The 23558-nt window shown below is 51.3% G+C and carries 25 protein-coding genes and 2 pseudogenes; 10 read left to right on the forward strand and 17 right to left on the reverse strand.

What is annotated here, in order from left to right; translation table 11 throughout:
- Positions 1–55: 55 nt before the first annotated feature.
- Entirely contained in the window at positions 56–826 is a 771-nt protein-coding gene (locus HV107_RS22165) for an arylamine N-acetyltransferase (RefSeq protein ID WP_182060863.1), read from the reverse strand.
- 94 nt (positions 827–920) lie between these two features.
- Here HV107_RS22165 and HV107_RS22170 point away from each other — a divergent pair, with 94 nt between their 5' ends.
- A complete protein-coding gene (locus HV107_RS22170; RefSeq protein WP_182060864.1) occupies positions 921–2354 on the forward strand; it encodes a PLP-dependent aminotransferase family protein in 1434 nt (477 codons plus the stop codon).
- Positions 2355–2683: 329 nt separating this feature from the next.
- On the opposite strand, the gene HV107_RS22175 is transcribed toward HV107_RS22170, so the two are convergent.
- Positions 2684–3001 (reverse strand): YebG family protein, encoded by a 318-nt coding sequence (locus HV107_RS22175; RefSeq protein ID WP_182060865.1) that lies wholly within the window; start codon positions 2999–3001, stop codon positions 2684–2686.
- Positions 3002–3078: 77 nt separating this feature from the next.
- Positions 3079–4059, reverse strand: coding sequence for a nitrilase family protein (locus HV107_RS22180; protein ID WP_182060866.1), 981 nt, complete (start codon positions 4057–4059; stop codon positions 3079–3081).
- Positions 4060–4159: 100 nt separating this feature from the next.
- On the opposite strand from HV107_RS22180, the gene HV107_RS22185 reads away from it, so the two are divergent.
- Entirely contained in the window at positions 4160–5035 is an 876-nt protein-coding gene (locus HV107_RS22185; RefSeq protein ID WP_182060867.1) for a LysR family transcriptional regulator, read from the forward strand.
- Between the two features lie 33 nt (positions 5036–5068).
- Here HV107_RS22185 and HV107_RS22190 read toward each other — a convergent pair whose 3' ends face one another.
- Complete coding sequence (locus HV107_RS22190; RefSeq protein ID WP_182060868.1) at positions 5069–5422, reverse strand: helix-turn-helix domain-containing protein; 354 nt, start codon at positions 5420–5422, stop codon at positions 5069–5071.
- A 336-nt stretch (positions 5423–5758) separates the two neighbouring features.
- On the opposite strand from HV107_RS22190, the gene HV107_RS22195 reads away from it, so the two are divergent.
- Entirely contained in the window at positions 5759–6934 is a 1176-nt protein-coding gene (locus HV107_RS22195) for an efflux RND transporter periplasmic adaptor subunit (RefSeq protein WP_182060869.1), read from the forward strand.
- 24 nt (positions 6935–6958) lie between these two features.
- A complete protein-coding gene (oqxB, locus tag HV107_RS22200) occupies positions 6959–10111 on the forward strand; it encodes a multidrug efflux RND transporter permease subunit OqxB (protein WP_182060870.1) in 3153 nt (1050 codons plus the stop codon).
- 67 nt (positions 10112–10178) lie between these two features.
- Here oqxB and HV107_RS22205 read toward each other — a convergent pair whose 3' ends face one another.
- Entirely contained in the window at positions 10179–10658 is a 480-nt protein-coding gene (locus HV107_RS22205) for an Rrf2 family transcriptional regulator (RefSeq protein ID WP_182060871.1), read from the reverse strand.
- A 360-nt stretch (positions 10659–11018) separates the two neighbouring features.
- Between HV107_RS22205 and HV107_RS22210 the strand changes: the two genes are divergently transcribed.
- Positions 11019–11543, forward strand: coding sequence for a phosphoribosyltransferase (locus HV107_RS22210; protein ID WP_182060872.1), 525 nt, complete (start codon positions 11019–11021; stop codon positions 11541–11543).
- Between the two features lie 22 nt (positions 11544–11565).
- Here the strand turns inward: HV107_RS22210 and HV107_RS22215 are convergent, their stop codons facing one another.
- The 5 genes from HV107_RS22215 to HV107_RS22235 form a co-directional block, all read right to left on the reverse strand.
- Positions 11566–12102, reverse strand: coding sequence for a dihydrofolate reductase family protein (locus tag HV107_RS22215; RefSeq protein WP_182060873.1), 537 nt, complete (start codon positions 12100–12102; stop codon positions 11566–11568).
- 192 nt (positions 12103–12294) lie between these two features.
- Positions 12295–12609, reverse strand: a complete 315-nt coding sequence (locus HV107_RS22220) for a multidrug efflux SMR transporter (RefSeq protein WP_060422962.1) — start codon at positions 12607–12609, stop codon at positions 12295–12297.
- A 102-nt stretch (positions 12610–12711) separates the two neighbouring features.
- Entirely contained in the window at positions 12712–13923 is a 1212-nt protein-coding gene (locus HV107_RS22225; protein WP_220458418.1) for an MFS transporter, read from the reverse strand.
- 60 nt (positions 13924–13983) lie between these two features.
- Complete coding sequence (locus HV107_RS22230) at positions 13984–14877, reverse strand: dihydrodipicolinate synthase family protein (protein ID WP_182060874.1); 894 nt, start codon at positions 14875–14877, stop codon at positions 13984–13986.
- A gap of 20 nt (positions 14878–14897) precedes the next feature.
- The gene (locus tag HV107_RS22235; protein WP_182060875.1) at positions 14898–15593 is read right to left on the reverse strand and encodes a B3/4 domain-containing protein; all 696 of its coding nucleotides are present in this window, start codon (positions 15591–15593) and stop codon (positions 14898–14900) included.
- 43 nt (positions 15594–15636) lie between these two features.
- On the opposite strand from HV107_RS22235, the gene HV107_RS22240 reads away from it, so the two are divergent.
- The 3 genes from HV107_RS22240 (at position 15637) to HV107_RS22250 (ending at position 17307) form a co-directional block, all read left to right on the forward strand.
- On the forward strand, positions 15637–16239 hold the full coding sequence (locus HV107_RS22240) for a helix-turn-helix domain-containing protein (protein WP_060422972.1): 603 nt from the start codon (positions 15637–15639) through the stop codon (positions 16237–16239).
- 61 nt (positions 16240–16300) lie between these two features.
- Complete coding sequence (locus HV107_RS22245; protein ID WP_182063573.1) at positions 16301–16762, forward strand: GNAT family N-acetyltransferase; 462 nt, start codon at positions 16301–16303, stop codon at positions 16760–16762.
- Between the two features lie 26 nt (positions 16763–16788).
- The gene (locus HV107_RS22250; RefSeq protein ID WP_060422975.1) at positions 16789–17307 is read left to right on the forward strand and encodes a GNAT family N-acetyltransferase; all 519 of its coding nucleotides are present in this window, start codon (positions 16789–16791) and stop codon (positions 17305–17307) included.
- A gap of 369 nt (positions 17308–17676) precedes the next feature.
- Here the strand turns inward: HV107_RS22250 and HV107_RS22255 are convergent, their stop codons facing one another.
- The 5 genes and pseudogenes from HV107_RS22255 to HV107_RS22275 form a co-directional block, all read right to left on the reverse strand.
- Complete coding sequence (locus HV107_RS22255) at positions 17677–17946, reverse strand: hypothetical protein (RefSeq protein ID WP_182060876.1); 270 nt, start codon at positions 17944–17946, stop codon at positions 17677–17679.
- A 12-nt stretch (positions 17947–17958) separates the two neighbouring features.
- Positions 17959–18501: a hypothetical protein gene (locus HV107_RS22260; RefSeq protein WP_182060877.1), complete on the reverse strand. Its 543-nt coding sequence runs from the start codon at positions 18499–18501 to the stop codon at positions 17959–17961.
- Between the two features lie 282 nt (positions 18502–18783).
- A complete protein-coding gene (locus tag HV107_RS22265) occupies positions 18784–19305 on the reverse strand; it encodes a phospholipase D family protein (RefSeq protein ID WP_182060878.1) in 522 nt (173 codons plus the stop codon).
- A 262-nt stretch (positions 19306–19567) separates the two neighbouring features.
- Positions 19568–19660 (reverse strand): annotated as a pseudogene (locus HV107_RS22270) (integrase); the annotation flags it as partial.
- A gap of 88 nt (positions 19661–19748) precedes the next feature.
- Positions 19749–20225 carry a GNAT family N-acetyltransferase gene (locus tag HV107_RS22275; protein ID WP_182060879.1) on the reverse strand — a complete coding sequence of 159 codons (477 nt, stop codon included), beginning with the start codon at positions 20223–20225 and terminating at the stop codon, positions 19749–19751.
- Positions 20226–20408: 183 nt separating this feature from the next.
- Between HV107_RS22275 and HV107_RS22280 the strand changes: the two are divergent.
- Positions 20409–20657, forward strand: a pseudogene (locus tag HV107_RS22280) (IS30 family transposase); the annotation flags it as partial.
- Between the two features lie 120 nt (positions 20658–20777).
- On the opposite strand, the gene HV107_RS22285 reads toward HV107_RS22280, so the two are convergent.
- Together HV107_RS22285 and HV107_RS22290 are read right to left on the reverse strand one after the other, a co-directional pair.
- The gene (locus HV107_RS22285) at positions 20778–21278 is read right to left on the reverse strand and encodes a hypothetical protein (protein WP_182060880.1); all 501 of its coding nucleotides are present in this window, start codon (positions 21276–21278) and stop codon (positions 20778–20780) included.
- 75 nt (positions 21279–21353) lie between these two features.
- Positions 21354–22820: an efflux transporter outer membrane subunit gene (locus HV107_RS22290; RefSeq protein ID WP_182060881.1), complete on the reverse strand. Its 1467-nt coding sequence runs from the start codon at positions 22818–22820 to the stop codon at positions 21354–21356.
- 89 nt (positions 22821–22909) lie between these two features.
- Here HV107_RS22290 and HV107_RS22295 point away from each other — a divergent pair, with 89 nt between their 5' ends.
- Complete coding sequence (locus HV107_RS22295) at positions 22910–23524, forward strand: TetR/AcrR family transcriptional regulator (RefSeq protein WP_182060882.1); 615 nt, start codon at positions 22910–22912, stop codon at positions 23522–23524.
- Positions 23525–23558 lie beyond the last annotated feature (34 nt).

Here is a 23558-nt window from a genome sequence, read left to right on the forward strand (position 1 = left end):
TTCATCAGGATAAAAAGAGGGAAGGCTGTGCCCGGGATTAAACTGTCTTCACCATTTATTGCGGTACAGGAAGAGCAAAGCGTTTTTTCAGTACATGGGCGATATCGTCCTCCGTCAGTTGCTGCTTTTCTACGCCATCTGCAGTGATCGTCTTCAACACATTACCCAGCAAAATCTGGCGACCCTCGGAGCTGTGCTGCACGATCAGTAACTTCTGCACAAAGATGGCATCAGGATGGGTGGAGTTGAGGTAATTCGCCGGGATGAAATCAATCCATTCCTGGGGTGACAGATTAAAACTGTATTGATTGGCCCATTCGCCTTCCACCTTCGCTTGTAGCAGGTACTCGCTATTAACATCACGGATAAGTCGGAAAGTGTCGAAATCCTGTTCGATATCGGTGTCTGGCATGTCGATGGCGATCGGTGCGCGAATACCATAGCTGCCGAATCCTAGATCGCAAAGCCACAGGCGGTCATCGACTTCAGCAATTAATACCATATGCGTTTTCGGTCGGAGTGCCGGGTAGAACATCGGACGAGCTGCAACGAAACGGTAGGGAATACCTAAAGCGCCCAACGCCATGGCAAATAGCCCATTGACCTCATAGCAGTATCCACCACGACCTCGTTGTAGCAGTTTGTCTGCAATGTCTTCGGGTACCAGGGAGACGACTTTGCCAGCTTGTACATCCAGATTCTCGAAGGGCACCGAAAAGAGTTGATGACGCATGAGCGCGTGCAGCGTAGCGGTATCAGCGGCTGCATGCCCAGTGTAGTTTATACGACGGAAATAAGTAGAAAGGTCGAAGTTGTCGCTATGCATAATGCCTCCTTGATTGGGTTCGGCACCACTATAGAAGGGCCACATCATTGTCTGTATAGTCAGATCTATCGAAAATCAGACTATACAGTTCGCTATGTCCGTCCCACGTCTGTTGTCCCCACATTACCGCCGCATTGCTGAAATGCTGCGCTTTACCCTTGCATCAGGTGTATTGCGAGTCGGAGACAGGATGATCTCCGCGCGCAAACTGGCCGAACGCGAGCAAGTTAGCCTCCCGACGGCTCTGGAAGCACTCCGTTGTCTTGAGGCCGAAGGCCTGATCGTTGCGCGTCCGCGTTCGGGCTACTTCGTTTGCCAGATAAACACACCTCAGAACATGCAGTCTTCCCATCATTTACCTGGCCCAGTCCCCGTGACCATGTCGGCAGTAGCCCGTTCAATATTCAGTAGCGCAGAAGCCCGTCTGGTACCACTTGGAGCAGCGCTGCCCGATCCAATATGGCTGCCAACAGATACGCTACAGCGGGCGCTACAGACTGCAAGCCGTCGCCTGGAAGCACACGGGCAGAGCTACAGCCTACCGCCGGGAAGGGCAGACCTGCGTAGAAATATAGCCGTACGCGCTGCACAGTGGGGGGCCCATTTTGGTCCGGAAGAGCTCGTCATCACGGCTGGAGCGACGCAGGCACTGCGTCTGGCTCTGCGAGCTGTATGTCAGCCAGGTGATGTAGTGGCAATTGAGCAACCCGCCTACTTCGGTACGCTACTGCTGCTGGAGGACTTAGGCCTCAAGGCATTGCAAATCCCCACGGATCCCGCTGAAGGTCTGTTACTGGCATCTCTGGATGAAGCTATTCAGCGCCACCGTCCCGCAGCCGTACTAGCCTCGCCCACTGTGCAAAACCCACTCGGTGCCAGTATGCCCGTCACTCGCAAGCAGGAACTTGTTGCTCTGATTGAACGTGCAGGCATCCCTTTAATTGAGGACGATGTGTATGGTGACTTGGCAGGTGAGGGGCAGCGTCCTCCGGCCTGTAAGGCGTTCGACCAGAGTGGGAGTGTGATTTACTGCAGTTCATTATCCAAAACCCTTGCACCGGGCTGGAGAATCGGTTGGGTTGCGGCAGGACGCTACCACACGCAGGTATTGCAGGCTCGCATGGCCGGGGATTGGGCAGGCGCACCGCTGCTTGAAGCAGCTGCGAGCGATATACTGGCAAGTGGAGACTACGAGCGTCATCTGCGGCGCCTGAAGCTTCGGGTCACTGAGGGGGTACAAGCCGTCATCGCTCGGGTCAAAGCAAGCTTCCCTCCTGGCACTCGTATTGCCGTGCCGACAGCCGGTTTCTTGTTGTGGATAGAACTTCCGCATCCACTGAATGCATTGGTGGTACACCGTCGCGCGCTGGCGCTGGGCATTGGTGTCAGTCCTGGCCTTCTGTTTTCCCCGGGGGCGGAATTTCAGAACTTCCTGCGGCTAAATTGTGCGAATGAACCCTCGCCCAGGTTGCTAAATGCAGTGGAACAGATCGGTGCGCTTTGTCATGAACTGGCTGGTCAGCGCTAATGACTAATACATGCCCAGGCCCACTACTCCAGGAGGAAAAAAGTGGGCTTGTCTGCTCTGATGAGATTACTTCAGCATGATGTTAGTCACGTCCGTTTTTGGCTGTGAGTTCAACGGGTCGATGCAACGCTATCCTTAATTGAAGGGGGACGTTGCCATGAAACGAAGAACGCGTATTAACTACACGCCGGAACAGAAAGCGATTATCTGGGACAAATATAAGCAAGACAGTTTCCTCTCACCTCGTTGCTGATCCCTTCAGACAACTGAAAAAGCCGTAAGCAGCTGCCTGCTTACGGCTGGAGGAACGGTGCTTATTTCTCTGACAATCAGGCCGCTTTCACGGCTTTGATTTTTTTCGTGTCTGCCGCATCGGATTCTGTTTTATCCGTTTCAACAGGGACATTGAGATCGGGAAGCTTGCTGGTACGCAGAATATGCTGCACGGTCTCTTTCTGCTCGGCGAGATACAGGCCAAGATTTTCAGCCTGCGTTTCATCCATCTGCATTCCGCTTTGCAACAGCCAGTCGGTGAACGCGTCTGCCATATCGAGCAGTTTGTCGTAAGCGTCAGCCTCTTTCTTACTGGCAAATGTCATTTTCTCTTCACCTTTTCTTACGACAACAAATTTTGTTTCAACAGCCATTATGCGTACCTCACACTGTAGTTATGTACAGTATATCGATTCCAGATTTAAGTTGCAGCTAAAAAGTGCTTACATTTTTAACGGGCAGGGGGCTCATTCGAAAATCGTGCACTGATCGCATCACGTTCATAGCCCTGCGGCTGTGTCAGTATCTGGTATAAATCAGGACGGCGACCGTGGATCCAGCGGCGTCCGGTGCTCATTGCAAGCAGGCTTAAATCCAGTTCAGCGCTCACCATAGCATCTTCAGCCGCCCAGGTTTCATCAATAATCCTTCCATAAGGATCGAGGATCATTGCATTCCCTGTACGCACTTCGTCATCATCTGCACCGACACCGTTGCTGAAGAGAAGAAATAATCCGTTGTCATGAGCACGGGCAGGTAGCCAGCGCATTAGCCATTCCCGACCGCTTGCCCCTTTGAATGCAGCAGTAATTTCTTCCTTACGCGTTTCCCGCTCTTCCCAGAGCGTCAGCGGAATACGCTTCATCGCATGAGGGCTGCGGGAATCGGTACCGCCTGTTTGATGTGGCGCGAGAAGAATATCTGCGCCCAGCAACGCCGTCGCGCGCACATTTTCGACCAAATTGTTGTCCCAGCAAATCAGGATACCGACTTTCACTCCCCAGGGCGTATCAAAAACGGTAAAACTGTCCCCGCTGCTGATGGCCGGATGTTCAAAAGCATGAAGTTTACGATGCGTATGCATTGAACCGTCCGGCATACAGGCAACATACGCATTGTAAAGGCGGCCATCGTCGGCTCTTTCAATAAGACCGGCACCGATAAGCATTTGATGTTTTATCGCCAGAGAGCGAATTAATGTCAGGGAAGGGCTATCAGCAATCGGCTCTGCCAGAGCAGACACCTCAGTTGCGGTGAGCTTGGGTACGTGCCAATACCCGGTGATACACATTTCAGGGAACGTGAGAATTTTCACCTGCTCAAGCGCCGCCTGTTCAATAAATTTCTCCATTATCAGCAGGTTGTATTTTTTGTTATTGGCCTGGTGCTGAAACTGTACGGTTGCCGCTTTTAAAGATTGAAGTTCGTTCATGATGCGTCTCCAGTTGTCATCGAAACTGAATTACATAACGATTACCAATAACTGTATAATCAAATAATTTCTAATTACGATAACCAACTGGAATGTAAAATTGAACATCCGTTTACTCAAAGCCTTTTTGATACTTGCTGAAAAAGGAAATTATGCCGATGCGGCGCGGGCGCTGTTTATCTCGCAACCGGCATTGACCAAACAGATTAATCTCCTTGAATCCCAGCTGAATATGTCTCTTTTTTCACGAGGTCGTCACGGCGCAATACTTACGGCCTGCGGCAGGCATTTGCTGCCAGAGGCTGAAAAAGTGGTCAGGCAAACCCAGTTATTTATGCAACATGCTGAGCGGGTATCAAAAGGCGTGGAGGGGCATATCGCCGTTGGGTTCGGTCTCTCAAGCTTTTATCTGGCGCCACGCTGTATCGCTGACTTTCGCCGGGACTATCCGGGAGTAGAGATGTCATTGACGGATCTTCCCTCATTCCAGCAGTACGAGCTTTTGCAAAATGATGAGCTTCAGGTCGGTTTTGTCAGGGTTCCTCCCCCGGTGGCGCTTGAATACCTGCCGTTATTTACCGATAGGCTGGTTCTGGTTGCACCCGCAACGTCGCCGACTATGTCTGCTGCTGAGTGGCTAATGAAACGTCCCCTGTTACGCCTTCATGATGAGCGAGGCCAGGGTTTAAATACGCAGATCGACCGCTTTCTGCACGACAACGGTCTTTTCATCTCATCGACTCAACTGACTGACGATATCCAAACTATTGTCGCGATGGTAATTGCGGGTATCGGTGTTGCCATTCTGCCCACCAGCGTTACGCATATCGCGCCGCCGGAACTGGTCATTATTCCGTTAACGGGGGAGTCAATAAGCTGGAAGGTGGGCATCGCCTGGGACGCAAGCAAGGAGGATGTCATCCGTGACAATTTTATCGCCAGCATCCGAAAGGGCATTTCGGCCGATTGCGAGTGATTTTCCTGAGTAAATTACCCGGCACGACCTGGATTACTGGCGTAGCTGTTGCGCTTCCGGGCTACCTATACTGCGCCGCCATGCCCCAGGTGCCTGACCATACTGGCGCTTAAAACTGCGGTTGAAGGACTGCTGGGAGTCAAAGCCCAGCGCAATCGCCACGTTCAGAATGGGTTCATCGCTGCGGGTTAAGCGCTCAACTGATTTTTGCAGCTTTTGCGCGCGAATATACCCGGCGAGGGGATACCCCGTATGTTCTTTGAACAGGCGCTGGAGGTGCCATTTTGAGTAGCCGGATCGCCTGGCGACGGACTCAATGTCCAGACGGCTATCCAGGTTGTTGTCGATCCAGTCAAGTAAATCATGCATAAATGCGCCAGTGTTCATCTGGTTACCCCACGCAGTATATCTAAAGGTATCTTTGTTTGTTGCATTAAAGAGTGGTGCGTTTTTGTATTAATTGCAAGTTTTATTGTTGCATTTACGGTCTGAACCGAAACGGGTCTTTTCACATTGGATCAAATAGCACATAAAGTGCAACAATTATTCTTGCACTTAGTTAAGCGCCTTCCTACAATCGCCGCGAATAGTGTATTTGCGACTGTTACAGTTTTGTGGCGATGAACGACACAAATGGCCTTAAGCCAGCTACCGGACAAAGGAAGTGGCGCGGTGTCTCCTGCTGCGTCTTGCCCGGCTGCTACTAATACCGGAATAAAAATAATGAGCCTGCAAAAAACCTGGGGTAACGTTTATCCGAGCGCGTTGGGAGTGATGTTGCTCTCCGTGCTGCTCGTCGGATGTGATAACAGCGTCGCGCAAAACGCCGCGCCACCTGCGCCCGCCGTCAGTGCCGCTGACGTGGTCGTGAAATCCATTAGCCAGTGGGACAGTTTTAATGGCCGGATTGAAGCGGTGGAGAGCGTTCAGCTGCGCCCGCGTGTTTCCGGCTACATTGATAAAGTGAATTACACCGACGGCCAGGAAGTGAAGAAGGGCGAGGTGCTGTTCACCATTGATGACCGAACCTATCGCGCGGCGCTGGAACAGGCGCAGGCGAACCTGGCGAGGGCCAAAACGCAGGCCAGCCTGGCGCAAAGTGAGGCTAACCGTACCGATAAACTGGTCAATACCAATGTGGTTTCCCGTGAAGAGTGGGAGCAGCGTCGTTCGGCTGCCACTCAGGCGCAGGCCGATATTCGCGCCGCGCAGGCAGCGGTTGACGCCGCGCAGCTCAACCTGGATTTCACCAAAGTCACTGCACCTATCGACGGCCGCGCCAGCCGGGCGTTGATCACCAGCGGTAACCTGGTCACTGCGGGCGACACCGCCAGCGTGCTCACCACGCTGGTCTCGCAGAAAACGGTTTATGTTTACTTTGACGTGGACGAGTCGACCTACCTTCACTATCAAAATCTGGCCCGCAACGGGCAGGGGGCATCCAGTAATCACATGGCGCTTCCTGTTGAGATTGGCCTGACGGGCGAGGAGGGCTATCCCCATCAGGGCAAAGTGGACTTCCTTGATAATCAGTTAACGCCGAGTACCGGCACGATCCGTATGCGCGCACTGCTGGATAACGCGCAGCGGCAGTTCACGCCGGGACTTTTTGCCCGCGTACGCCTGCCGGGTAGCGCGGAATTCAAAGCCACGCTTATCGACGACAAAGCGGTGCTGACCGATCAGGATCGCAAATACGTTTATATCGTGGATAAAGAAGGGAAAGCACAGCGCCGCGACATTACGCCGGGGCGTCTGGCAGACGGTTTACGCATCGTGCGGCTGGGGCTGAACCCTGGCGATAAAGTCATCGTCGATGGTTTACAAAAAGTGTTTATGCCGGGGATGCCGGTTAACGCGAAAACCGTTGCCATGACCGCCAGCACCGCCCTTAACTGATCCCTTGACCTGAGAATCCAACCCATGGACTTTTCCCGTTTTTTCATCGACAGGCCGATTTTTGCCGCCGTCCTGTCGATTCTGATTTTTATCACAGGATTGATCGCCATCCCGCTGTTGCCGGTAAGCGAATATCCTGACGTCGTGCCGCCAAGCGTGCAGGTGCGCGCGGAGTACCCGGGCGCTAACCCGAAAGTGATTGCTGAAACCGTGGCGACGCCGCTGGAAGAGGCGATCAACGGCGTTGAGAACATGATGTACATGAAATCCGTCGCGGGCTCGGACGGCGTGCTGGTGACCACCGTAACCTTCCGTCCGGGGACTGATCCGGATCAGGCGCAGGTTCAGGTGCAAAACCGGGTCGCGCAGGCCGAGGCACGTCTGCCTGAGGATGTGCGGCGTCTGGGCATTACCACCCAGAAACAGTCGCCGACGCTGACGCTTGTGGTGCATCTGTTTTCGCCTAACGGTAAATACGATTCCCTGTATATGCGTAACTACGCCACGCTGAAAGTGAAGGATGAACTGGCGCGTCTGCCCGGTGTCGGCCAGATCCAGATTTTCGGCTCCGGCGAATACGCGATGCGCATCTGGCTGGACCCAAACAAGGTGGCGTCACGCGGGTTGACCGCCTCGGATGTGGTCACGGCGATGCAGGAGCAGAACGTGCAGGTTTCTGCCGGGCAGCTTGGCGCCGAGCCGCTGCCGAAAGAGAGCGATTTCCTGATTTCCATTAATGCTCAGGGCCGTCTGCATACTGAAGAAGAGTTTGGCAATATTGTCCTGAAAACGGCGCAAGACGGTTCAGTCGTGCGCCTGCGCGACGTGGCGCGTATCGAAATGGGCTCCGGCAGCTATGCGCTGCGTTCTCAGCTGAACAATAAAGACGCGGTCGGGATTGGTATCTTCCAGTCACCGGGGGCAAACGCCATCGACTTGTCTAACGCGGTGCGCGCCAAAATGGACGAATTGTCCACGCGTTTCCCGGCAGATATGAAGTGGGCGGCACCTTACGATCCGACGGTGTTTGTCCGCGACTCCATCCGTGCGGTCGTACAAACGCTGCTGGAAGCGGTCGTGCTGGTGGTGCTGGTGGTTATTCTGTTCCTGCAAACCTGGCGTGCGTCGATCATTCCGCTGATCGCGGTGCCGGTATCAGTGGTGGGTACCTTCAGTATTCTCTACCTGCTGGGCTTCTCGCTAAATACCCTGAGCCTGTTCGGGCTGGTGTTGGCCATCGGTATCGTGGTGGATGACGCCATCGTGGTGGTAGAAAACGTCGAGCGAAATATTGAAGAGGGGCTTGCTCCGCTTGCGGCGGCGCATCAGGCGATGCGAGAAGTGTCCGGGCCGATTATCGCGATTGCGCTGGTGCTGTGCGCGGTGTTTGTGCCGATGGCGTTTCTTTCCGGCGTTACCGGTCAGTTCTACAAGCAGTTTGCGGTGACAATTGCGATTTCAACGGTGATCTCCGCCATTAACTCGCTGACGCTCTCTCCGGCGCTGGCGGCACTGCTGTTGAAGCCGCACGGTGCGCCGAAAGATTTTCCGACCCGACTTATCGACCGTCTGTTCGGCTGGATTTTCCGTCCGTTTAACCGCTTTTTCCACCGCAGCTCGAACGGCTATCAGGGGCTGGTGGGTAAAACGCTGGGCCGACGCGGCGCGGTGTTTGCGGTGTATCTGCTGCTGCTCTGTGCGGCGGGCGTGATGTTTAAAGCGGTACCCGGCGGGTTTATTCCGACGCAGGATAAGCTGTACCTGATTGGCGGCGTGAAAATGCCTGAAGGTTCATCACTGGCGCGCACCGATGCGGTGATCCGCAAAATGAGCGAAATAGGGATGAATACCGAAGGCGTGGACTATGCGGTCGCGTTTCCGGGGCTGAATGCATTGCAGTTCACCAACACGCCGAATACCGGAACGGTCTTCTTTGGCCTGAAACCGTTCGATCAGCGTAAACATACTGCGGCGGAAATTAACGCTGAGATCAACGCCAAGATTGCGCAAATTCAGGAGGGCTTTGGCTTCTCCATCCTGCCTCCGCCGATTTTAGGGCTGGGTCAGGGGTCGGGTTATTCCCTGTACATCCAGGATCGCGCGGGTCTGGGCTATGGCGCGCTGCAAAACGCGGTGAACACCATGTCAGGTGCGATTATGCAGACGCCGGGAATGCATTTCCCGATCTCAACCTATCAGGCTAACGTTCCGCAACTGGACGTACAGGTCGATCGCGATAAGGCGAAAGCGCAGGGCGTGTCGCTGACCGATCTCTTTGGTACGCTGCAAACCTATCTGGGCTCGTCGTACGTGAATGACTTCAACCAGTTCGGGCGTACCTGGCGCGTGATGGCGCAGGCAGACGGGCCGTTCCGCGACAGCGTGGAAGATATCGCGAATTTACGCACCCGAAATAACCAGGGCGAAATGGTGCCGATTGGCAGTATGGTGAAAATCACGACCACTTACGGCCCGGATCCGGTGATCCGCTACAATGGCTACCCGGCGGCGGATCTGATTGGCGATGCCGACCCGCGCGTGCTCTCGTCCTCGCAGGCGATGACGCAGCTGGATGCGATGTCTAAACAAATCCTGCCGAACGGGATGAATATTGAATGGACGGACCTGAGCTTCCAGCAGGCCACGCAGGGTAATACGGCGCTGATCGTCTTCCCGGTCGCGGTGCTGCTGGCGTTCCTGGTGCTGGCGGCGCTGTACGAGAGCTGGACGCTGCCGCTGGCGGTTATCCTTATCGTTCCGATGACCATGCTGTCCGCGCTGTTTGGCGTCTGGCTGACCGGTGGCGATAACAACGTGTTCGTGCAGGTGGGGCTGGTGGTACTGATGGGGCTGGCGTGTAAAAACGCGATCCTTATCGTGGAGTTTGCCCGCGAGCTGGAAATTCAGGGCAAAGGCATTATGGAAGCTGCGCTGGAGGCCTGCCGTTTGCGTTTACGCCCGATTGTGATGACCTCCATCGCCTTTATTGCCGGGACCATTCCTCTGATCCTTGGCCACGGCGCGGGGGCAGAAGTGCGCGGCGTTACCGGGATCACCGTATTCTCCGGGATGCTGGGCGTGACGCTGTTTGGTCTGTTCCTGACGCCGGTGTTTTACGTGACGCTGCGTAAATTCGTGACGCGCGGCAAAGTGGAAAGAGAAGTTCTGCCTGCGTAGGAACGATGCAGATAATAAAAAACCGCCTTCACAGTGAAGGCGGTTTTTTTTCGCAACAGATAAAACGTTAAGACGTTTTTTGATACTGGGCAATAAGCTCGGGGATCTGATCCCATCCGCTGCTATCGGCGCTTTTCACCGCTTCCAGGGCGCTTGCCACGGTATGGCGGGCTAAGACCGCTAACGACGCCTGCTCAGCTTCTTCAGAAATCGATTTAAAGTACCAGCAGGCGTTCGCGCTGACCACGCAGCGGGCCGGTACATCAGGGCGTGACGCCCACAGCTTTTTATCTTCGATGACCGAAAGGTAGATGTCGCGCAGGGATATCTCTTCCGGCGGGCGACCAAGGTGAATTGAGCCGTTACGGCCAAGCGTTGAGACGATAATGCCGTCACGCGTGAGCGGAACCATCAATTTGCGGATGAAGCTCGGGTTTGCTTCCAGGCCGTAGGCCAGAATTGCGCTCGTCGAACGTTCACCCAATTGCTCCGCCATCGCTACGCTGAGAACCATCTGCAAAGCTGTCGGGAAGCGGTAATCTAACATTTTTCTGTCCTGGGTTACGGTGAATCTTGTTCTTTTTGGCACCGCAGAGGTGAATAAGCAATAAACAACAATATAACAAATACGGTAATTATTTTGAAGCAATCTGCGGCATTCGTGATCGAACATCATATTCTTTTCACGCGAATGCGCGATGCGGGAAGCCCACCGCCACCACGAGCCATCGTCATCAGAGCCTGATTCTGTATGGTAGCTCGATTGTGCTCTGTTGTGATGTTTTGTGATTTGTTTTATGCTCTTTTGTGATGCTTCGTGAGAGAGCGACAAGGTCTGGCCGTATTTTTCATAAGTGGGTTACCGGCCAGGGTGTTAAGACATATTCAATAAAGGAACGTAACTAAAATGAAACATCCACATGCCGGAAAGATCATTCTCGACGAATCCGCAATCGCGGAAGGTGTCAGTATTGTTGCCGACAGGCTTAATTCTGATTTCAGCGATGCTGTGATTATTACCGTCATACCGGGCGGTATATTTTTCACTGCTGATTTAACCAGAAAACTGAAATTTGATATTGAAATGGATTATATTTCCTGCCCGCACACTCCCGGTGAACGTAATAATTCATCGGAGATCGTTTTCCATAATAACATCGGCATTGAAGGACGAAATGTGATTGTTATCGATGACGCGATCGAGTCGGGGGGGACGATGAAACGGCTTGTGGAGTATCTTAACGAAAAATATAACCCACAGTCAGTCTCGGTTGCCGTCCTTTTCGTTAAGCCCGGACGCGTATCCATTCCTGCACACTGTTATTACGCTTATGAAATGGAGAATGATGATTTGCTTATAGGGTACGGGATGCCCTGGCAGAACAAGTTCCGCAATCTGCCCTGTGTGGCTCAACTGAACAAAGACCACTGAATCGGCTTCGGGTTAATTCAGCTTACGACATCAGCCGATAGTGCGACTGCACCAGACCCGAAGGGAAGCTGCGGCTGGATAATAGCGTCAAATCGATATCATGGGGCAGTACTCCGAACAGAGGTTTTCCCGAACCAAGCAGGACAGGAACGATAGTGATAACGATATCGGCAACCAGACCTTCGCGCAGGAACGACTGTATTAACTGCCCACCATCGATATAGACCCGATGCACGTTCTTCTCCTTCAGTTCAGCAAGAGCCTCCCTTGGCGTGCGGCATGAAAACTGCACTTTACCCTTCAGCGCCTCGGGTACGGGGGTATCGGTTAGCTGCCGGGAAAGCACCAGTACGGGTCGATCATAAGGCCATCCGTCAAAAGTCAGCACCTTCTCATAGCTGCCTCGCCCCATAATGATCCAATCTTTGTCCGCGATGAATGCGGCATAGCCATGATCTTCTGTCGGGTCATCGCGCTTCAATAGCCAGTCGATATCGCCATCCTGTCGAGCGATATAACCATCAAGACTGACCGCGATGAAAACATGTGTGGTGACCATCAAGTGCTCCGTATTCAGGTTGCATATATCTCGTTGAGTTTAGCAACGTCTGCTCCAGGCGCGAAGTGAGCAAGTTAACTAAGCTGAAGGTCCGCTGTGAGCGAGAAGCAGACATAAAGATGCTGCTTCAAATAGGTAATGATGATGTTCTCCTGCTGGGACAGATTGCCCCATCCCAGCACTACGGATATCTCAGGATGCCAGTTTCATCATAATAAGGCCCGCGACAATCACCACCGCAGCGAGTATGCGCATCGGTGTTGCGGGTTCTCCCAGAAAATACAGGCCAGCAACAAATGAACCTACTGCCCCTATCCCTGTCCAGATGGTATAGGCCGTTCCCAGCGGTAATGAGCGCATTGCCGCTGAGAGTAAGGCAAAACTCGCTATCATCCCGACGAAAGTCACTATCGAGTACAGTGGGCGGGTAAATCCATCGGACAACTTCATTGCATAAGCCCATACAACTTCAAGTAAACCTGCAGCAGCCAGCATTAGCCAGGCCATAATTTCTACTCCTATATAGGTCCGGGTCGTCCCGTTGAGAGCCTCTGATGTAACGGGTCGTCCCGCCACGGCCTGAATGCAGTGAAATGTCTGCTTAAATCGTCAGTAATCAGTTTTAATCCACGGCCTGGTGCGGGCCACGATAGAAATAACCAGTATTGCCGAGAGAGAACACAAGCTTAAAATCAGTGGTGTATAAGCCCCCAGTAGCATCAATTGGCCTGCAGCAGCAGTGCCAAGCGATCCCGCAGTAATCTTCATCGCACCAACCCAGACAAAAACCTGCCCCCGGCAGGAAGGAGGAGAGTATTCACTGCGTGCAGCAAGCGTAGCGGCGAAGAAGGCGGCATTAAGCATTCCGGTGATGAAGAAGCAGACGAACACTGGCAGAAAGCTGCTGACTATAAAAATGGAAAGCAACCCTGCAACAATCAGCCCGCCGGTACACAGCATCAGCCTGTCGGGTTCACCTCTTAGCGGAATAACCATCAGGCACACTGATCCTGTAAGATTACCTGCCCCATAGGCCACAGTGAGAAAAGCGGCCGTGGCTGCAGGCACACCCAGAACATCCGCCAGGTTCACCGCAACAACGGGCAGGACGGCAACAGCAAAAGCCACAGCCATTGTCAGATATATGGTCCTGCGTAGCTGCGTGTGCCTAATCATCAAACCCACTGTTGCGATGGCACTGGTAACTTTTGTAGCCTTGCCTGTGTTTGCTACCTGTGAAACCGGTAGCCGCATGATAAAGAAAGCGGCAAGAACAGTACCAACAGCCAGAAGGTAAAATGCCGCAGAAGGCGAAGCCCAGGCGGAAATAGCGGCTACGGCCGAAGGGCCAATTGTGCCGCCGAAACCGTAGGTTGCCACATCAAGACCCTGAGCCCGACGCTGGCTCCTCTGGTCTGGCCCTGCAATGGCAGGCAGGAAAGTACTAATTCCACCGGTCAGTAGAGGGCCGCAAAGTCCTGCGGTGATAAGAAGTAGTGCGGTCAGAAGCAAGGGGACGTGGCCAAAAGTCGCTGTCATTAATGCGGTGATAACGGCATAGGCCAGGCAAGCCGCTGCGATAACCCTACGCCCATCGCTGGCCGTATCTATACAGCGGGCAATAAACGGCCCCAGCATATGGGGGAGAGTTATGCAGGCTGCCATCCACCCTGTTACCGTGAAATACTGTTCAGATGACTGGCACAGTAAAATCACCGCCAGCACTCCGCCACCATCAGCAATGCGTGCCAGCATTGCTGCACTGGCATAGCGTGCAAGACCTGCTTTAGCAGGCGTTTTTGGACAGCTAAGGGTAGTCATGAAGGTTATTGCCCGGTCAGATTGCAGAAGGACCGACTGACTGCCGGTCCTCAGTGTCGGTTACTTCAGATCCAGCGCGGTAATCACACGGGCAATCTCCGCGATATCGCTTGCTGACAACGGTTGCAGAGGGCGAGGCAGGCAATCCGTGTCGGTAAGCCCAAGTACGCCAGCGGCAGCGGCAATAACGCGAATACTTCCGCCATGTTTACGGAACAGCGCCCACAACGGTTCAAGCCGTGCTGTCAGTGCAGTAACGCGTTCATGTTCCTGCGCTGCTGCTGCCTCAGTTATCTGTTTTGCTGTTTCCGGGAACAGACCACCGCACACGGAGTACCAGACTTCACAGCCTGCATTCAATCCCAGCCCGGCATAGGCATCGCCACTAATACCGATGGTTACGCCTGGATGCAGGTGCTGGCGTAACGCCGCAACCCGTTCCGCCGCTGCCGTCGGACTATCCGGGACTCCGGGGATCTTAACCGAGCGAACACCTTCAAGTGATGACAGACGCCCATGCAGTTCATCCGTAAAGGTAAAATGCGTGGTGCCCGGATTATCATAGATGCACACCGGTACAGACACGTGCCGGGTAACGGTCTCGAATAACGAGAAGACTTCTTCATCACTAAGTGATTGATAGCTGACCGCCGGGAGTAAAAGGGCATTCGCGCCAGCCGCCTGCGCATCATCGGCCAGATGCAGAATGGCATCGGTGCTGACCGCCCCCACACAAACCATCATTGGGATATCTCCGGAATGTTGTTTTGCCAGGGTAGCGATACGCTTGCGCTGCTCCCTGGTCAGATAGGCATAACTTCCGGTTGACCCCAGAATGCCCATAGAATCAACACGTGCTGCCGTAAGGCGGGTCAGAATTTTAATAAACCCCTGTTCGTCGACGCCGCTGGCGGTGATTGGGGTTAACGGGAAAGCAGACAAGCCGGTGAACATTATATTTCTCCTGAGTGATATTACTGGTATTGCTCTTCGATGAGAGCCACTTCAAACCACAGACCGGGCATCATTTTTTCAAGGCCATCGATCAACATCTTCCCGGCTTCGTGGAGTTTCTCTAGTGGCATCTGCGGCAGACTCTCCAGAATAAACCACATGTACTGAGCTTCCACGCCTAAGCGGGTTCTGATCCCTTGTCGCCAGTTCCAGCGGCGGCAGGTTACGCCGGTATCATCACGCCAGATAACTTCACCCGTAGCAGGATATTCAACAGCGGTCTCACCTTCTTTAACTGTATCAAAAGGCTCGGTTCCCTTGGCTACCGCCAGGCGCGGTGAACCCTGATAGGCAGCGATATTCTCTCCACCCACCGGAACGGCGTAGCGGAGACTAACGGCATTATAAAGATCAACGATTGGATCAAGTGCTGGCATCGTTCCGTCACGTAATACGCGCTTGCGTAACGCATCCGCTGAGCAAGGGGTGCGTTTAGGTTTAGCACCAAATTTTTGAAAAACCTCTGCCCATGCGGCCAGATGCGCTTCCGCCCACTCGGGCTCACCGGCCAGAACCGCTTCACAGGCTTCCCGCAGCGTTGTTTCTCCGATATCGGGGTTAAGTACTGGTACAGCTTTGACGTAGATACTGAGTGCCCGAAAACCGGGAGCAATGCGATAAATTTCAGGGGCAATTGACGGAGAGACTGTTAACACGAGATAATCCTGTAATGACCAATTTATTCCATGATAATGACCAATGACCAAAAAAGTCAATTTAATGACCGATGCGAATGCGATCGTCAGCACCGTGAATGAAGCCGTTTCTCAGCGGATTAAGCTGTATCGTAAGCAAAAGAAAATATCGCTCGATGAACTCTCCCGCCGGGCGGGCGTCAGCAAGGGAGCGCTGGTTGAGATTGAGGGATGCCGGGCAAATCCCAGCATAGCCCTGTTATGCCGTCTCGCCGCCGCGATGGGCGTTTCGGTAGCTGATTTTGTCGATGTCAGCTCCAAACCGACCGTGCACCTCATTGCTGAAGATGAGATCCCTGAATTGTGGGCCGGTGAAAAAGGTGGGAGAGCAAGGTTGCTCGCTGGTTCGGGCGGCCCTGATATGACCGAGCTCTGGATGTGGGAAATGCAACCGGGGGAAAAGTTTGCTTCGCCCGGCCACACGGAAGGGACGCTTGAGCTATTTTATGTTCAGACAGGCACGCTCACGCTGGGTGTGAAGGACCACCTCTATCAGGTAAAAACCGGCTGTTCGGCAACAGCCAGAACGGACGTTCCTCATTTCTATGAAAACCAGGAGGAGGGACCATTGGTGTTCATCATGACAGTACATGAAAAAACATCCTGATTGTCGCCCGGCAAGCAATAAGGCTTGTTTTATCACAGGTAAGTTTGCATGGAGTGGTTCAGTGGATAATCAACATCTGAGTTTTGCCAAAAGCCAGTTTACTGTCACAACCGATCCCGCTTTTTTTCAACTGGAAGCCATTCACGATTACCTCTCGCAATCGTCCTGGGCTCCTGGCATTGATGCTGAAACGGTCAGGATATCAATCCAGAACAGCCTTTGTTTTGCGCTTCTGGATGGAACAAGACAAATCGGATTCGCCCGCCTTGTCACAGACTATGCCACTTTTGGTTATTTGTGCGACGTCTACGTATTAAACGATTATCAGAAAAGTGGTCTCGGCCGCTGGCTGATCGAATGCTGTCACGCCCATCCGTTAATGTCACGCCTGCGACGGATAATGTTGGTCACTGACAGCGCGCCCTGGCTATACCAGAAACTGGGTTATAACCCATTGAACCGACCAGATTTTGTCTGGCAGATCAATCGACCAGACATTTATCGTAATGCCGGGCAAAAATAAGAATACTTTTCAGAGAGTAATGATAAATGTTAATCCGTAGGGCCAGTTCCTCTGATGCAGAAGAGCTGGCTATTTTAGCCGAGCGAACCTTCAGAAAGACTTTCCAGGATGGTAATACTCAGGAGGATATGGATCTTCACTGCCATGCAAGCTATTCAACGAATATCCAGTTGAAAGAAATCCTCAGACAAGACTGGATTACATTAGTCTGCGAATACGAGAGCAAACTGATTGGGTACGCTCAACTAAGGTGGGAAGAGTTTCCTTCCTGTGTCAATAGCATCCATGCCGGAGAAATTCTGTGCCTGTATGTAGATGAGCCCTACCATGGTAAAGGATTTGCACAGGCACTGATGCAAAAGTGCTTTGCTGAATTTGAGACAAAGGGATCGGATCCTGTCTGGTTAGGTGTCTGGGAACATAACCCAAGGGCCATCTCTTTTTACCGTAAGCTTGGGTTTACCGAGGTGGGTGAGCATATTTTTCAGGTTGGGTCAGACCCGCAGAGAGATATCATTATGAAACGCTCAACTTACGCTAGCTGAACAGACATTTTGACGTCCGCTTTTGGCACAAAGCGGACCGCCTGAAGCGTTGCGAGGTCTGCTAAGAGCGAATTACAGACAATCACCATAAAGTTATTGCTGAGGTCAGAAAGACCCAGCATTTAATCTTGTGCAAAACGTAACTAGCCCTAAGGTACCACACCTGTTTTTAAGTAAAATTATCGATGTAAAACCACCTGATAACTCATTGCTATGTAAATCAATATGGTTCACAAAAAATCCTGAGTAGATGGTTTTGTGTTAAGAATTATTCACCATCATGTTAAATGAAAGTAAATTTTAACATGAAAAGGTAAACTTCTTTTAAAACAGATGGTTAACTAATAGCTTGCAACATTCTTACAGAATTTATTTAAATTTTAAGTGCTTACTTCCTTTGAATGCTTTCTTTAAATCCTTTTGAAATTTATCAATGAGCTTGTCTGCATAGTCTTCTGCGGTATTCATCGCTTTAGCCTTAACAACAAAGATGAGAGAAGTCACATCATTTTCGCGCCCGCAGTTTGCGCACACAATCAGCGAGCCATGAAGAGGGGCGTATTTTTCGTGTGGCAATGCAAACAGCACGGAGTGGCAGAAAGTACATCTCAGGCCGATGGATTTCTTCAGTTCTTCCATGTGGCTTACCTTTTATAAAAGTCCGGTAAGAGAACCAGCAACACCTCCTACCACAGAAGAAGTGAGTGGATGCTCCAAGAACTTTGTTAAAAATGACTTAGCTTCTGCCTTTTCTTCTGAAGTCGCTTCAGCATGGTCAATTTTGTCTATTATTTCCTGAAAGACATTGTAAATATTTTGCGTATTACCATCGCCTACCTGAGCTGACCCGGCAACATGGATAGCGCCAATGGTATAACTGCTCCTTGCAAGTTCATAAGAGCGGTTCTTACCGTGCTTAACCGACAGAGCGCGGCTCTGTCCTTCTTCTGTTAATACCACACGATCGTATCTGGTTGACATGTTTTTCAACAAGCCGCGTGAATGGCATCTATTTATAATTCCAAATAAATTTTCTTCTGACCAACCATGTAACTTTTCTACTGCATTACGATCCCCTTGCCCCTGAGCAAAACCCCAATACGTATCCTTTATAGTTCCCCCGATTCGTTCCATATCGTCATTCATAAAAATCAATAAAGCATCAATATCGTTTTGAATTTTATCCGGATCCATTTTTATTCCTTTTTAATAGGGTGCTGAAGTTGAGAGCTAGGGATGTATAGCCATTATAATTTACGCCTGAGCTTAACGTTCATACAATTTATCACATTTAGAGAATAATACATGGACACAATCAGAGGTGTAAGTGTAAGCATCCCTGCAAAAAGAACCATCAACTTTTAGAGTCTCTGGCGCTCCAACTTCCGCTGTTAGCACGAAGCGGACGAGCTGCTGGAGACCGAAGGTCTGCAATGAGCGACAGGCAGACATTAAAAGCGGTTAGCGTGGAGAGAGTTAACTCTGTTTATTAAGTTCAAATGGTTCCGATATCGCCCATCGGGAAGCAAAATGTTCCTGATACTGTGACACTATTTTTGGCATATTCTTGATAACGAGGACGTTCTCACTATTGTCGTATTCCGCTGATTTGGCGTAATTGAATGAACCCGTCTCCAGAGTAGAACCATCAACTACCATCATCTTGTCGTGTTGAATGTGGTAATGCCCGTCAATGCGAAGTTCCACACCATGGCTGGCTATATCGCGCATTGCATCCAGGGATGTCTTGCCTCTGTTTCGACGCTTATCAATGACGACCTGTACTCGAACGCCTCGTTGTTTTGCTGCATCTAGTGCAGCAGCAATATCTTTAGCCTGGAATGCGTATGCAATCATCTGGATAGAGGAATGCGCAGTATTAATGGTATCCAGAACAAGCTTTTGTGCACTGCCTTCCGGGGAAAAGCCCACCTCAACTGAGGGGGCAGCAAAAGCAGATCCAGCAGTGATGAGGAGTAGTAATACCAATTTATTCATAGTGACTGTTCTCAGTTAATATTCTAAGCGTTCTGTAATTTCACAGAGTGGAGCTGCTGCCTCAATAATAGCTTTTGGCACGAGGCAGACCGCCTCAAGCGCCGTTAGGTCGGCTTTGAGCGATGAGCGGATGTTAGTCAAATATTTCCGATGGTTTTTCATTTTCAGGCGACCAATAACCACCGCTGCCATGGTAGGTTTCAGCACCCAATACAAACTGAGTACCACAGTGCTTACAAACAAAATGGTAATCAACTATATCGCCCCAGACATGAGATATCTGAAGTGGTCTTTTTTGGCCGATGATACGGTCTTTGTTCCACGGTGATGTGTTCATACTCAAATCTCCTGCAATGTGGGAGATTTGAGTATGGTTGTCCCTTATGAGCGAATAGCCGAGAGGGTTTCAATTATGGGGCTGGGTTTTAACACGCGTCAGTGTCTCAGTCTGTAATCGATTTACTCATATTGACACCTGTAACCCCGAATCCGCTGGTTTCATAAACATGCCGGGCGCGAGCATTATCACCTGCAACACGCAATCTGATCTCTTTAAACCCCTTTTCCTGCAGATACTTTTCAAAAGCACGTAGAGATTGTTTGCCAAGTCCTAACCCCTGGCTGGAGTTGAAAATATGAAAATCGTAGATAAAAACAGTGCGCTTAGTCGAGTCTGGTTTGTACCAGAGATAACCTACATGGTTGTTCGCCTTGTCCGACTGAACAACAATACACATTAACACTTGCCCGAGCGTGTTAACTCCCGCGGGAAGCATTTCCGATATCTCCTGCTTGGCTCTGGCGAGAGAATCATGAAGGGATAACCCGTAGTTTGATTCGATTTCACATGCATAATCATTCACAAAGTATTCGACATAAGCAGGATACTCATCTTTTGTCATCGGTCGGAAAGAAATCACATTGGGCGTCTCAATTTTATAGTAGTGGACGTATTAATAACGATGAAGTCCTCCATCGTCAATAGAGTTCATTTCTGAATAAGCCTTCAGATAAGGTAATAAATATAAAAGGGTTAAGTCTGCTTCTGGCTGTGAGTTCAACGGGTCGATGCAACGCTATCCTTAATCAAGGGGGACGTTGCCATGAAACGAAGAACGCGCATCTACTACACACCAGAACAAAAGGCGATTATCTGGGACAGGTATAAACAAGGTGATTCCCTGCATGATATCGCCAGAATGTTCGACAGATATCATTCTTCTATTATGCCCACTATCCACCAGACTGGTGGATATCGTCCCTCTGTCCGAAAGCGGCATCCGTTAGCGCTTTCACTTGATGAAAGAGAGGAAATATCCAGAGCGCTGGTAGCAAAAATCAGCATCCGAGAATCAACCGAGGGTAGGTCACAGGGTACGCTATCGGGACTGTGATCATGCCACGTATTCCTGCTCACGGCCTGGTCGCAACGTAACGACCAGGCGTCTTAGCCAGCACCTGCAAAATTACTGTCAGGGTAGGGGGCATTGAGATGATGATCTCAAATTGTCATCAAGCGTATGCATGGAATTCATTGCAACCAACAGGACTTTAAGAATAAAAAGATAGTCATCAATTTGTACTTCTGTTAGATGAATGAATGGTGGAATGTTAGCCAGCGCCAGATGCCCGGTTATAAAGTTAATGTTTATATCTGTCTGGGGTGAAATTACCTGACTGTTTATAGATGGCCATGTTTCCAAAAAAAAGACTAATTGTGATTTTCGGTACTCAAGTCTTTCCTGCGGATTTTCAGCGGAAGATGTTCCTGTCGTAATGATAACGGTATCAACTTCGTTAATTACTGCCTGAACATCATCCTGAATCCAGCATGGAAACTTTCTTGCCAGCAGGTTTGCGGGTTCCATATCCCCGGCTGAAAGAAAAACGTGAGCGTATGGATCAAGGCGGAACAATTCGACCAGGAAGGTTTCAGTCAGATCATTTATCCCAAGGATGCCTATTCGCGTCATATTGCCACCTTTTTGCCGTCACGCGCATGTAAATAAACAATTTTTTGCTCTCGCTGATAAAGCCCGTGAGTTCCTTTACCCAGTTTTATTTGCTATTTCGCCAGGTAATGAAGATTGCCATCCACCGCCTAGCGCCCTGAATGCTGCTACTGCCGCACGGGCCGATTCTGTCTGCGCCTGCGCTCTGGCATCGGAAGCCTGGAGAAGCGTTTCATCGTTGTGCAGTACGTCAATCAGGCTGGCTGTTCCTTGCAGAAAAGCGATAAAAGAAGACTGTCGGGCGCTTGCCAGGGCGGTTTCACCGCCGGTCAGCGTGGTTGCCTGTATCTGGCGATTGAGCAGTGCCGAGAAAGCGTTTTCAACGTCTTCCGTTGCACGCAATACTGACAGACGATATGCGGCGAGTGCTTCTGCCTCCTGGCCTTTTGCCTGCTCTATTTGCGCGTTAATACGCCCAAAGTCAAAGAGCCGCCAGCGTAACCCCAGCACACCTGCCGACTGGCTGGCACCTGCAGTGAAAAGATTATCCCCTGATACTGTTGTTGCACTGCCAAGCAGGGCGTTAAGGGAAAACTTTGGATAATACTCGCTGACAGCCACGCCAATACGGGCGCTTGATGCGGCCAGATGACGCTCGGCCACAATAATATCGGGTCTGCGGCGAAGCAGGTCAGCCGGGGTGCCCATCGCGGTGATTGCGGGTGTATGAGGTATAGCCCCCGGTGAAGCCAACTGTGCGCGATGCGTCCCAGGAGGTGTACCCAGCATAACGTCCAGCGCATTCATGGCGGCATCGAGACCATTATTCAGAACCGGTATCGTTGCCTGTACCTGTGCCAGTGCGCCTTCTGTCTGGCGAACCTGATATTCCGGAGCCAGCCCTTTGCTGTGCAACAGCTGAACTTTTTCCAGCAGTTGCTGTTGCGTGATGACCTGTTTATTCGCAATATCCAGACGGGTCTGTAATCCACGCAGGGTGATATAGATATCCGCAGTCTGTGCGGCGACAGCAAGACGTGTCGCCGCGACCCCGGCATCAGAGGCCTGATAATCGGCCAGGGCAGCCTGACGGCCCCGCCGCAGGCCACCAAACAGGTCTATCTCCCAGCTTGCATTTATATCGGTTTCATAGGAATTGCCGTAGCGATTATAATCAGGGGTTGAACTAAGCACCTGACCCAGCGGTGTTTCAACCGACTGATAGGCGCGGGTAGCCTGTCCGCTGATATTTCCCGAGGGAAGCAGTGCCGCCGTCGCGGCTCCCAGCCCTGCCCGGGCCTGGACCATCCTGGCGGAAGCCTGGGCGAGATCGAGGTTTTGCATGAGCGCGTCTGAAACCAGTTGGTTCAACAGGGGATCGCCAAAACTTTTCCACCAGATTGCTAAACTGGCGGGGTCGGATGGTCTGCGCTGCTGTAAGGATGACTGTGCCTGGAAATGCTCCTCAAGTGGAGCCGCAGGACGATGATAATCAGGTCCGACTGCGCACCCCGCCAGTAAGCTGGTACTTACAATCAGTGCAAGAACACGTTGGGGGAACATGGGTAATCCTTGAGATAAACTTGAGTTGTGACTACATTACCAAATGGTCACTCGTTGTCAATAAGGGCTCATTGAGCTAAGCTGGAGAAATGACTAAACAAACTAACGATATCCTCGGACGGGGTCCTTCGGACCATAGTGTCCGTGATCAGGTTGTAGAAGCAGCTACAGACCATTTCGGGCATTTTGGCTACGAAAAAACGACCGTGTCCGATTTGGCAAAGGCAATAGGCTTTTCCAAAGCTTATATTTATAAATTTTTCGATTCTAAGCAGGCGATTGGGGAAGTTATTTGTGCCAACAGGCTTAATCAAGTCTCTGAAATTGTTAGTAACGCTATTGCAGATGCACCGACTGCGTCTGAAAAGATTCGGCGCTTGTTAAGGGCACTGACAGAGGCCGGTAGTGATTTGTTTTTTCACGATCGCAAGCTTTATGACATCGCAGCCGTGGCTTCCCGAGATAACTGGCCATCGGCAACCGCACATCAGGAGCAACTGCATCAACTGATAAAGCACATTATCCAGGAGGGGCGGAATTCAGGAGAATTTGAACGAAAAACGCCCCTTGATGAAGCAGCAGAGGCCATTTATCTGGTCATGCGACCTTATATCTGCCCTTTACAGTTGCAATATAACCTGGATACAGCATCCCATGCTGCTGTATTGCTGTCATCATTGATACTGAGAAGCTTATCACCCTGACTGTGACCATTGACTTATTTGGTCACTTGAATGA

Origin of the sequence: Enterobacter sp. RHBSTW-00175 (genome assembly GCF_013927005.1) — a bacterium.
Lineage (GTDB): Bacteria > Pseudomonadota > Gammaproteobacteria > Enterobacterales > Enterobacteriaceae > Enterobacter.